The organism is Mesorhizobium muleiense, from assembly GCF_900099905.1.
Classification (GTDB): domain Bacteria; phylum Pseudomonadota; class Alphaproteobacteria; order Rhizobiales; family Rhizobiaceae; genus Mesorhizobium; species Mesorhizobium muleiense.
Genome location: NZ_FNEE01000002.1, coordinates 697,555 through 707,790, shown reverse-complemented (window position 1 = coordinate 707,790; position 10,236 = coordinate 697,555). Strand labels below are relative to the sequence as shown.

Genomic DNA, 10,236 nt, shown 5'->3' with positions numbered 1-10,236 from the left:
GTCTACAACGCCGAGCGTCCGCACGACGCGCTTGGCGGCGCTGTGCCGCTCGACCGCTACCGCGTCTCGCAGCGCCAGCATCGCGAAACCGTCGAGCCGTTCGACTATGCCAAGGACGATCTCATCCGCCGCGTTCAGCAGCATGGCTTCGTCTCCATTCTCGGCCACAACGTGCGCCTGTGCAGGGCCTTCGCCGGAAAGTCCGTCGCCTTTCGCCCAACCGCTGCCGACGGCGTCTTCGACGCCTGGTTCAGACATCAGAAAATAGAAACCATCGACCTCAATGCCATTGATCGATAGGATGGCAAACTGTTCGCGATGTCTTCGCACACCTGTTCGCGATGTCTCCGGTCCAAACACCCTTGTGGGAGAAGGTGTCGCCGAAGGCGACGGATGAGGGGTGGTCCAGCTTAGCGCAGGCCTCGCTCCGGCCAGCACCCCTCAACCGTCTTGGCGCTGCGCGCCAATCCACCTTCTCCCACAGGGGGAGAAGGCAAGGCCGCGCCTGCCACGCGGTGCTGTAGTTGCCCCAAGCCTGTCACCGGTTTATGTAAAGCTGCATGAGTGACATGACTTCGCGCCTCAGCGGCTGGATGGATTTCGCCAACCCGACGCGGTTTGTCGGGTTGGCCGACAAGGTGGTGCCGTGGCTGGCAACCATCGCCACACTCCTCCTGGCCGCCGGGCTCTACATGAGCTTCACGGCGCCGGAGGATTTCCAGCAAGGCATCACCGTACGTATCATGTACATCCATGTGCCCTTCGCCTGGCTGGCCATGATGTGTTTCACGCTGATGGCGGTTTCCGCATTGGGCACGCTGGTGTGGCGCCATCCGCTGGCCGACGTCGCGCTCAAATCGGCGGCACCCATCGGCGCCGTCTTTACAGCGCTCGCGCTGATCACCGGTTCGATCTGGGGCAAGCCGATGTGGGGCACCTGGTGGGTGTGGGATGCGCGGCTGACCTCGGTGTTCGTGCTGTTCCTGATGTATCTCGGCATCATTGCGCTGACGCGGGCCCTCGACGATGCCGCGCGCGCCGCCTGGGCCGCTGCAGTCATCACCCTGGTCGGCTTCATCAACATCCCGATCATCAAATTCTCCGTCGACTGGTGGAACACGCTGCATCAGCCGGCTTCGGTGATCCGGCTCGGCGGGCCGACCATCGATCCCAGCCTGTTGCAGCCGTTGCTGGTGATGGCTCTGGGCTTTACCGTGCTGTTCTTCGCGCTGCATCTGATGGCGATGCGCACCGAAATCCTGCGTCGCCGGGTCATTGCCATGCGCCGCGTCGCGGCACGGCAGGCCGAACAATCAGCCTGACTCACTTCAGCTTTGCCCCCTCGCAGGCTCAGGGGGTCAAAGCTCGAAAGCCAAGCAATTGGCTTTCCGTCCGCTCCGCGGACCGCTTCTCACCCCATGCGGCCGCGCGCCGCCACCGGCAGCGTCTCCAGCACCCGTTCTCCGGCGATCAAGTGAACTTCGTCGAACAGATTGGTGACGACGCAGCAATGGTCGGGCACGATGCGCACGCGCTCGCCGATACGCAGCCTGGCGTCGCCGGAAAGCGTGACGTTGCCGTGCTCCTCGCTGAGGCTGGTGACGGTGGCGCCCGGAATACCCAGCAATTCGCCGAAATCGGGCAGCCCCAGCGTGTCGCTGGACAACGCCTTGCTGCCGGCATCAAGGATGGCCCGTGTCGGCGTCGGATGGCTGACCACCGTCGACAGCACCGTCAGCGCGCAATCGTCGAGGCTTCCGACGCCCTTGGCGACCTGGTAGCGGTCGAGATAGATGTAAGTGCCGGGGCGGTACTCGGTGACGACGGAAGCCTCGCTTGCGCGCCACATATCCGGCGTGCCGCCGCTGGAGATGCGTTGGCAGGCGAGGCCGGATGCGGCGAGCGCCTGGCGCGCATCGGCCAGCCAAGTCTCGGCCTCGGCGGCGCGGCCTGCCGCCGGATAGGTCATCAGCCCGCCGAAGGCGAGCCCCCTGGCCTTGTCGATCTCCCTGGCCAGCGCGACCGCCTCGCCGGCCGACTGGACGCCGCAGCGGCCCATACCGGTATCGCACTCCACCAGCACCTGTAACGGCTTGCCTGGATCGGTGAAGGTGGCGCCGAGACCCGCAAGCGTCTCCATGCTGTCTGATGTCACCGACAGTGTCACGCGGCCGTGCAGCGCCTTGAGACGCTCCAGCTTGGCGCGGCCAACAATGTTGTAAGGCAGAAAAATGTCGGTGAGGCCGGCATCGGCCATCACCTCGGCTTCACCGATCTTCTGGCAGGTGATGCCGACCGCACCGGCTGCGATCTGCTTCTTTGCCCAGTAAGGCAGTTTGTGGGTCTTGATGTGCGGCCTGAGCTTCAGCCCGTGGCGGTCGGCGTGGGCCTGCGCCCGCGCGATGTTGGCTTCGGCGCGGTCGACATCGATCAGGATCGCCGGTGTATCGAGGTCGTCTATGCTCAGCATGGATTTTCACCCTGGGATTTGCCTGGACTTATGGCCTTGATCGGCCCGGATGTCATGAGGCCAGCACGCGGTTTACGTCGACACCGGATCGGTGTTCGGCTATTCGGTTTGGAGATCACCCAGGCCAATGGGAAGGAACCACAACCATGAAACGCTCCGCTATCAACGACATCATCCGCGACGCCGATGCCTTCATCCGTTCGTTCGGCTACATCATGCCGCCCTTCGCCTATTGGACCCCGGAAAAGATGAAGGCGCGCCGGCAGGATTCGTCGGCCATCTTCTCCTCGCGGCTCGGCTGGGACATCACCGATTACGGCCAGGGCAAGTTCGACGAACTCGGCCTCTTCCTGTTCACCGTTCGCAACGGTCGCTACGAGGACATGAAGAAGGGCATGGGCATGCTCTATGCCGAGAAGATCATGATCTCGCGCAAGGATCAGCTGTCGCCGATGCATCGCCATAACATCAAGGCCGAGGACATCATCAACCGCGGCGGCGGCAAGCTGGTGCTGGAGCTGTTCATGCACGATCGCGATGGCGGCATCGATCCGAAGGCGGAAGTATCGGTGCCGGTCGACGGGACTATCCACCGGCTGCCGGCGGGCGGGCTCTTGAAGCTCGATCCGGGCGAGAGCGTGACGCTCCTGCCGGGCGTCTGGCACGCCTTCTGGGCAGAGGGCAAGGACGTGCTGATCGGCGAGGTTTCGACCGTCAACGACGATCTCACCGACAATGTCTTCCGCGAGCCGATCGGCCGCTTCGCGGAGATCGACGAGGACGTCGCGCCGCTGCACCTCCTGGTGTCGGACTACGAGAAGTGGGTGGGGTAAGACGGCCTTTCGTTCCTAACGCTGATGCTTGTCTTCCTTTCGCTTGCCCAGCAGCAGCTTTCGCTCGAGATGGGCTCGCAGGTCGCCGTAATACGCGGTCAGGAACGGGCGGGCATCATGCGCCTGCGGCGTTGAACCGATCTTGCGTCCGATCGTCTCAGCCACCGCCCGCAGCGCGAAATAGTCGTCGCGGCGCAGCACTTCTTCCAGCTTGTGCAGTTCGGCGATGCCATAGGCATCGAGCTGCGCGTGGCTGAACTGAAAAGTCCTGGCGACCGGATCTTTTCGTGCCGACAAATCCTCCATCAGCGTGCGCTTAGGCGCCTCGACGACCCATGTTCCCGCCAGGAGATCGCCGATCCGCAACCGGTCACGATTGAAGAGCGGGAACAAGGCGAACAGCAGCGCCCACACCAGCCCAAAAACTGTCGTCAGCGTATCGGCGACGCCCATCTCACTGCGTCCGGCGATGATCGACAGCGGCAGAAAGACCTCGATCTCGCGCATCAGATTGCGGGCGATGACCTGATCCACCGACAGGCCGGCTCCGTTGCGTGACGCCACCCTGATGCCGATGATCCGCTTGCCGGGGGTCGACGCGCGCCGGCCCGCCTCGAATGCGATGAAATAGACGTTGCGCAGAAAAAAGATCGCGATGATCCAGACGATGAAAAGCGGCTGCAATTTATCAGTGCCGAAACCTGTTACTCCAAAGATCGCAATAATCGTGACGGCGATTGCAGCCGTGGCGATAAACACGACATCGAGCAGGAAAGCGGCCGCCCGTGTGCCGGCGTCGGCCAGCTTTATCTGGAGATCGACACCTTCAGGCGTGATCAGCGAGCGCATTGTCGCCAGCGCGGCGCGTCTAGCGGTCGCCATTGCGCACCACCTGGAACAGGTAGAAATAGCCGATCCACAGTGCGAGCATGCCGCCGCCAACGGCATAGCGGGTGACATCGCTGGTGATCGTCTGCCTGCCGATGCCCTCGAGCAGTCCGGCAAACAGCAGCATGACCGAAACGCCGACGATCGCGGTCGCTGCGATGCGTCCGGCATGGGCGGCTGCCGTCATGCGGGTCAACTCGCCGGGAAAGGCGATGCGCGTGCCGATCCGGATGCCGGCAGCGCCGGCCAGTGCGATGGCGAACAATTCGGTGGTGCCGTGAATGGCCAGCCAGCCGCCAAGTTCCATGCCAAGCCCCTTTGCCCAATAGACCTGGAACATCGCACCCAGCATGCAACCGTTGAACAGCATCAGCAGCACCGTCGGCACGGCGAAAGCAAACCCAAGCGCGAAGGCGAGGATTGCGACCTGGACGTTGTGGGTGAAAAGATAAGCGGCAAAGCCTGAGAGAAAGCCATTGTCGCCATCATAAAGCATGCTGCGCAGCATCTCGGCCGAAGCGTCGGGGCCTCGGCCGGCGGCCAGGCCCGACGGGATGATCGCGTCGAACCAGCCCTTGTCGGACGCTACCAGCCAGGCGCCGGCGCCGACGCCGATAAACATCAGCGCCACCGACACCAGCGTCTCGCGCCACAAATCGCGCATGGCACCGGGCCAGTCGTGCAGGAAGAAATCGCCAACACGCTGCGATAGTCCGCGACGTGCCCCATAGAGATAAAAGTATCCCCGCAGCGACAGGGATTCGAGATAGGCGATCAGTGCGCTGTCGAGGGATGTCGCTCTCGCCACCGAAAGCGAAGACAATGCGGACCGGTAGAGCAGCGGCAGCGACAGCAGCTCTTCTTCCGACAGCGTCCGCGGCGCGCGTTTCTCGACGCGGGCGAGTAGCGCTTCGAACGCCTGCCAGTCGGCCTCGCGCTCCCGACGGAAGCTGGCCAGCGACTGGCGTACGGCATCGCCGCGTCGAGCATCGCCGGGAACTGGCACAGTCACAACAAATCCTCGCGCTTGAACTGCAGGTAGCGCTCGACCAGCGCCGGCCCCAGCCTTTGATGGTCGGCTTCGATCACATGCGCGCCGAGCAGCCGCAACCGGCCGATGACAACCTGCCTTTCGCGCAAAAGCCCGCCGGCGACGACGGCGCGGGCGACATCCTCGCCTGATGAAGGCGGCATGTCGGCCAAGCTCTCCAATTCGACATCCCTGATCATCATGAACAGCACCAGATGCCGTTCGGTGAGCCGGCCGACGGTGCGCAGCATCAACTCCGCGCTGATCGGATCGACGAAGTCGGTGAAGATGATGACCAGCGAGCGCCGGTCGAGCCGTGCCGCAAGCGTGGTCAGCGCCAGGGTGAAATTGGTCTCCTCGTTGGAATAGTCGATCTCAACCGCCCGCTTCTGGATCATCGCAAAGCTGGCCGAGCCGCGCACCGCGCCGCTGGCGACGCGCGGCCGCGCATCGAAGCTGAACAGGCTAACCATGTCGCCGCCCTTGAGCGCAATGAACGCCGACAGCAAGGCTGCCGCCACCGCCCGGTCCACCTTCGGCAGGCCGTCGACCGGCTCGCACATCAGGCGTCCGCTGTCGATGGCCAGCACGATGTTGTTGTTCTCCTCGATACGGAACTCGCGCGCCAGAAGCCTGCCGTGGCGGGCGCTGCGCTTCCAGTCGATCATCCGCCGGCCCATGCCGGGCTGATAATCCTTGAGCGCCTCGAATTCCCGGCCCTGGCCGGCCCGGCGCTGCGCATGCCCGTCGGGCAGGGCGTTGCGCTGCAGCAGCGTGATCGCCTGGTCGCGGGCGCTGCGGACGTCGGGCAACACTGCCACCTTGCTTTCCATCGGCAGGACGACCTGGTTCCAGACCAGTCCGAACGGCCCGCGCCAGCGCAGCCACAGACGATCGAAGCTGGCGATGCCGCGCCGCAGCGCCTGGAACCGCAGGTCGAGCGATCCGCCATCCTTTGTGGCAGCCAGGGGTCCGCCGGTTCCGCCGATCGGCGCCAGGCGCGCATCATGACCGACGCGCGCCTCCAGGGTCCGCGTCCGGCCTGGAAAACGGGCGGCGACATGGACGGTGAACTGGCCGCCGACGCCGACCTGCGGCGGCGCGTGGAGGCTGGCGGCCAGCGATTTCCGCCCGCGTCCGGCCGCGGTGTCCACCGCCAGGAAGGCCAGCAGCAGGCAGATCCACAGCAATCCGAGATACCACAATGACGGCAGCGCCAGCGCGACCAGGAAGGCCGGCACCGCGCCTGCTGCTGCCGCCCACACCGCTCGGCCGCTGGGATAGATCAACGCGGCGCTTCCGTCTGGTCGACCAGGTCGGAGACGATCTGCTCGACCAGCCGGCCATCGATCTGCGCGGCCGGCGACAGGATAACGCGATGGCGCAGCGCCGGCACCGCCAGCGCCTTGACGTCGTCGGGGATCACATAGGCGCGCCCGTCGAGCGCAGCCCGCGCCCGCGCCGCCCTGGCCAGCATGGCGCCCGCGCGTGGACTGGCGCCAACCTCCAAATCGGCGGTGTCGCGTGTGGCGCGCACCAGCGCCGCGATGTAGCCGACGACGTCGTCGACGAGGGTGACGGAGCCGACGGTTTCGAGTGCCTTCTCCAGCGTCTTGCGATCCGTCTGGGCCTTGATGCCGTATTGCGCGATGTCGTGCGAGGCGGAGCCGCCGCCGTGATGGATGATGATGGCCCGTTCCTCCTCGGGACCGGGATAGCTGACCCGATGCTTGAACAGGAAGCGGTCGAGCTGTGCTTCGGGCAGGGGATAGACACCCTGATGCTCGATCGGGTTCTGGGTCGCGACCACCATGAAGTTGCGGCCCAGCGAATGCGTGGTGCCGTCGAAAGTGACCGCATGCTCCTGCATCGCCTCCAGAAGTGCTGCCTGTGTCTTGGGCGGCGTGCGGTTGATCTCGTCGGCAAGCAAAAGATCGCAGAAGATCGGACCGCGCGTCAGCGTGAACTGTCCAGTCTGGAAATTGTAGATGTTCGATCCGACGATATCGCCAGGCATCAGGTCCGGCGTGAACTGGATGCGCCCATAGGCGACACCCAGAGCCTGCGCGAAGCAGCGCGCGGTCATTGTCTTGGCCGTGCCCGGAGGGCCTTCCAGCAGGATATGCCCGCCGGCGAACAGGGCGGTCAGCATCAGGTCGACCGTGTCGTGCTGTCCGGTGATCGCCTTGGCCACTTCTTCCCTGATCCGTGTCGCCAGGGCCTTTACATCATCGACGTTCACCGAGCCTCCTTGCGGTCCAATCGTGCAGCCGCTCGGCTGCCTCGTGCATTTGCGTCAGGTTTTTCGCCTCGCCGGCGGCTTGCGCCCGCGCGGTGAATCCGCTGACTTCGTCCTTATCGCGAGAATCGAGCCAGCGGTCGAGCGCTTCGCCATGCAGCCCCTGCGGCGCTCCCAGCAGTGCGCCGGCGCGCACCCGCATCAAGGCCGCATAGCGGCCTCCAAGTTCTTCGAGTCGCCCGGCGCGTCGCAGCAGCATTGCCGTCGTATCCACCAGCGCACGCTTGCCGAAGGCAATGGCGCGCTGGTCGGCGCGCGGTGGGCCGAACCGTCCGAGGCCGTGCAGGAAAGCCAGCGCCGCCGCGGCCAGGATCGTCAGCGTCAGCGCCAGAAACGGCGGTTCGACCAGGAGCTTGGCAAGGTCGTATTTTCGCCCCGCGCCATGCAGCGTGAGATCGAACATGACCGGGCCGGCGCGCACCGAGGCGATCAGGTCGAGCGCCGCCGCAGCCTTGTCCGAGTCCTTGAGTGACGCATTGTTGATCAGGTCGGGGTCGCTCAGAATGTAAAACGGCTTGTCGTCGAGTTTGGTAAGGGCGGCGCTGCCGTTGCCCGCCGCTATCAATGGGTGGTCATCCGCTACCCATTGCAATTCATCAGGGGCATCAATGACCCGGCCCTCGATGTCGAGTTGCTCGACCGTGCTTTTGCCAACACCGATCTTTCCCTCGGCGATCCGGCCGAGCCATTGGTTCACCACGGCATCGGGCAATCGCCCGAATTTCATCTTCCATCCTTCGTGCTCCTCCAGCGGAAGGGTCTGCCATTTGGGCAGGACGAAGAGGGTATCCCTGTCCCGCCGAAGCTCAAGAATATGGTCGAGCGCTTCCGGATCGCTATCGGGGGAAATGGTGACGATCAGCAAGAGATAGGTGCCGAGATCATCTTCAGTCCGAGCCATGTAAGTCGGCCTGCCGGTGAGCCGCAACCATTCAGCCAGGCCGGCATAGCCAACGCCGCTTTTCGACAGCGGCGTGGCGCCGCCATTGCCGGGTTGCCGAAAGTCGGGCGCATAGGTGGACAGCAGGAAGAAACCCGCTGCCGCAAGCAGGCTGGCGAAAATGCCCCAAAACAGCGTTCTTCGATTGAATGGTTCCTGCGCCGCTGGTTCGACCGTCGCAGCGCTCATATCCAGGCATCCCGGAAGACGAACCGCTCATAGGCGCCGCGTGCTTGCCGCCAGCCTTCGGCGCCGACCGGCCTGCGCGCGAACAGTGCGGCTTCGACGATGCGTGCGATCTCGGTAAACGCCGCGCGGGCCTTGGCGGGAATCGAAGCAGCAGCGGCGATGTCGCGCGCCGTGAGCGACGGGCGCAAAAAATCCGGCAGCCGGCCGGCAATATCGGCGACGCTGCGCCGAAGCAGGAGATGAACCGCTTCGTCATAGTCGCCTCGCGCGGCCAGCGAGTCGGCTTCCGACAGCAGGATCTGCGCGGCGCCGGCGTCGGGACGCCATGCTTCCTCCGCCTCGGTTTCGCGCCGCGCGCGCTGCCATGGCAGGCGCCAGGCGATACCTTTCATCTCGAGAAAGACCAGGAGCAGGATGATCGCGGCGCCTGATATCACCGCCCCCCAGAACAGATAGATCATGTAGGGACCGAGCGACGACAACAGGTCCAGCAGCGGCTTCAGCCAGTCAGGCGGCTGGGGCGGCACATAGGCCGGCAGCTCGAACTGGATCGACTTGTCCGAGATCAACTGCTGATGCGCTTTTGCCAGCCATTCGGCTTCCGCTGTGCCTGGCTGTGCCACTGCCAACCGTCCCCTGCAACCTGTGGTTCCCAGTCGACACTGGCAATGCACAACGGCAATTGCAAGTGGGCTAGACGTCGATCTCCAATGTTGGCACATTTGATGCGGGGATCATCAGCCGATATGCGGCGATTGAGCGAGGGGACGCATCATGGTTTCAACGACACTGGAACGACCGGACAAGTTTCGCATCGGCAGGGTTTTCAATGACAGCTTTGCTGTCATCAGCCGCAATATCGTGCTTTGCCTCGGGCTGGCAGTGCTGTTTTCAGGCTTGCCGACGTTGCTCTACCAGCTTTGGCTCTGGAAATGGGCAAGCGGCACCGAGACAGGCGCTCCGGAGTTCTCGGCCCAACGCGTTATCGTTACAATCCTTGTCGTGCTGGCTTCCATGGTCCTGGCAGCGATCTTGCAGGCGACGCTGGTGCGCGCGGCCATCGAGGATCTGAACGGCAAGCGGCCATCAATGGGCGACAGCCTCAAGATGGCAATCTCCCTCCTGCTGCCGGTGATAGGCATCGCAGTACTGGTCTCCCTTGGCGCGGGATTGGGCTTCATGCTGCTCATCGTCCCCGGCATCATCTTATGGCTCCGCTGGTCGGTCGCCGTGCCGGTTCTGGTTCAGGAACGGCGGGGGGTGTTCGGCAGCATGAAGCGCAGCCGCGAGCTGACCAAAGGGAGCCGCTGGGCGCTGTTCGGATTCTGGATTGTCCTGATCATAGCGGTGATCGTCATCCAGCTTGTCTTGAGCCAAGTCGTCATGGTCTTTGGCGTGACAACGGCTCTCATCCTGGATGCTCTGGTGACATCCGTCGTATCCGTGGTGACCTCGGTTGCGCCGGCGGTCAGCTATGTCGAGTTGCGGCAGGTCAAGGAAGGCACCAGCGTCGACGAACTGGCGGAGATCTTCTCATAGCGGCAAGGCCGCCTTCATCGCATCAGGATCGGCCTGGACTGGACAGGT

General features: G+C 64.0%; 10 protein-coding genes and 1 pseudogene. 4 read left to right on the top strand and 7 right to left on the bottom strand.

Annotated elements, in window-relative coordinates:
* Both BLT09_RS34235 and BLT09_RS07470 read left to right on the top strand, forming a co-directional pair.
* Positions 1 to 300: pseudogene (locus tag BLT09_RS34235) on the top strand (IS481 family transposase); the annotation flags it as partial.
* A 260-nt stretch (positions 301 to 560) separates the two neighbouring features.
* Positions 561 to 1,322, top strand: a complete 762-nt coding sequence (locus BLT09_RS07470) for a heme ABC transporter permease (RefSeq protein WP_091591720.1) — start codon at positions 561 to 563, stop codon at positions 1,320 to 1,322.
* Between the two features lie 89 nt (positions 1,323 to 1,411).
* Here the strand turns inward: BLT09_RS07470 and BLT09_RS07465 are convergent, their stop codons facing one another.
* Positions 1,412 to 2,470: a D-TA family PLP-dependent enzyme gene (locus tag BLT09_RS07465; RefSeq protein ID WP_091591719.1), complete on the bottom strand. Its 1,059-nt coding sequence runs from the start codon at positions 2,468 to 2,470 to the stop codon at positions 1,412 to 1,414.
* A 146-nt stretch (positions 2,471 to 2,616) separates the two neighbouring features.
* On the opposite strand from BLT09_RS07465, the gene BLT09_RS07460 reads away from it, so the two are divergent.
* Complete coding sequence (locus tag BLT09_RS07460; RefSeq protein WP_091591717.1) at positions 2,617 to 3,303, top strand: D-lyxose/D-mannose family sugar isomerase; 687 nt, start codon at positions 2,617 to 2,619, stop codon at positions 3,301 to 3,303.
* Positions 3,304 to 3,318: 15 nt separating this feature from the next.
* On the opposite strand, the gene BLT09_RS07455 is transcribed toward BLT09_RS07460, so the two are convergent.
* From BLT09_RS07455 to BLT09_RS07430, 6 genes are read right to left on the bottom strand one after another with little or no spacing between them, the layout of a single operon-like run.
* Entirely contained in the window at positions 3,319 to 4,185 is an 867-nt protein-coding gene (locus BLT09_RS07455) for an RDD family protein (protein WP_091591716.1), read from the bottom strand.
* Positions 4,172 to 5,203 carry a stage II sporulation protein M gene (locus tag BLT09_RS07450; RefSeq protein ID WP_236473737.1) on the bottom strand — a complete coding sequence of 344 codons (1,032 nt, stop codon included), beginning with the start codon at positions 5,201 to 5,203 and terminating at the stop codon, positions 4,172 to 4,174. Before BLT09_RS07450 ends, BLT09_RS07455 begins: the two co-directional genes overlap by 14 nt.
* Positions 5,200 to 6,510 carry a DUF58 domain-containing protein gene (locus BLT09_RS07445; RefSeq protein ID WP_091591712.1) on the bottom strand — a complete coding sequence of 437 codons (1,311 nt, stop codon included), beginning with the start codon at positions 6,508 to 6,510 and terminating at the stop codon, positions 5,200 to 5,202. Before BLT09_RS07445 ends, BLT09_RS07450 begins: the two co-directional genes overlap by 4 nt.
* Positions 6,507 to 7,463, bottom strand: coding sequence for an AAA family ATPase (locus BLT09_RS07440; RefSeq protein ID WP_091591710.1), 957 nt, complete (start codon positions 7,461 to 7,463; stop codon positions 6,507 to 6,509). Before BLT09_RS07440 ends, BLT09_RS07445 begins: the two co-directional genes overlap by 4 nt.
* Complete coding sequence (locus BLT09_RS07435; RefSeq protein ID WP_091591708.1) at positions 7,450 to 8,649, bottom strand: DUF4350 domain-containing protein; 1,200 nt, start codon at positions 8,647 to 8,649, stop codon at positions 7,450 to 7,452. The genes BLT09_RS07440 and BLT09_RS07435 overlap by 14 nt, the downstream gene beginning before the upstream one ends.
* On the bottom strand, positions 8,646 to 9,272 hold the full coding sequence (locus BLT09_RS07430) for a DUF4129 domain-containing protein (RefSeq protein ID WP_236473739.1): 627 nt from the start codon (positions 9,270 to 9,272) through the stop codon (positions 8,646 to 8,648). Before BLT09_RS07430 ends, BLT09_RS07435 begins: the two co-directional genes overlap by 4 nt.
* A gap of 151 nt (positions 9,273 to 9,423) precedes the next feature.
* Here BLT09_RS07430 and BLT09_RS07425 point away from each other — a divergent pair, with 151 nt between their 5' ends.
* Positions 9,424 to 10,188 carry a glycerophosphoryl diester phosphodiesterase membrane domain-containing protein gene (locus tag BLT09_RS07425; RefSeq protein ID WP_091591704.1) on the top strand — a complete coding sequence of 255 codons (765 nt, stop codon included), beginning with the start codon at positions 9,424 to 9,426 and terminating at the stop codon, positions 10,186 to 10,188.
* Positions 10,189 to 10,236: the final 48 nt, after the last annotated feature.

Coding starts and splice junctions, on each gene's coding strand:
- BLT09_RS07470 (WP_091591720.1), top strand. CDS start 561: ATGAGTGACATGACTTCGCGCCTCAGCGGCTGGATGGATTTCGCCAAC.
- BLT09_RS07465 (WP_091591719.1), bottom strand. CDS start 2,470: ATGCTGAGCATAGACGACCTCGATACACCGGCGATCCTGATCGATGTC.
- BLT09_RS07460 (WP_091591717.1), top strand. CDS start 2,617: ATGAAACGCTCCGCTATCAACGACATCATCCGCGACGCCGATGCCTTC.
- BLT09_RS07455 (WP_091591716.1), bottom strand. CDS start 4,185: ATGGCGACCGCTAGACGCGCCGCGCTGGCGACAATGCGCTCGCTGATC.
- BLT09_RS07435 (WP_091591708.1), bottom strand. CDS start 8,649: ATGAGCGCTGCGACGGTCGAACCAGCGGCGCAGGAACCATTCAATCGA.
- BLT09_RS07425 (WP_091591704.1), top strand. CDS start 9,424: ATGGTTTCAACGACACTGGAACGACCGGACAAGTTTCGCATCGGCAGG.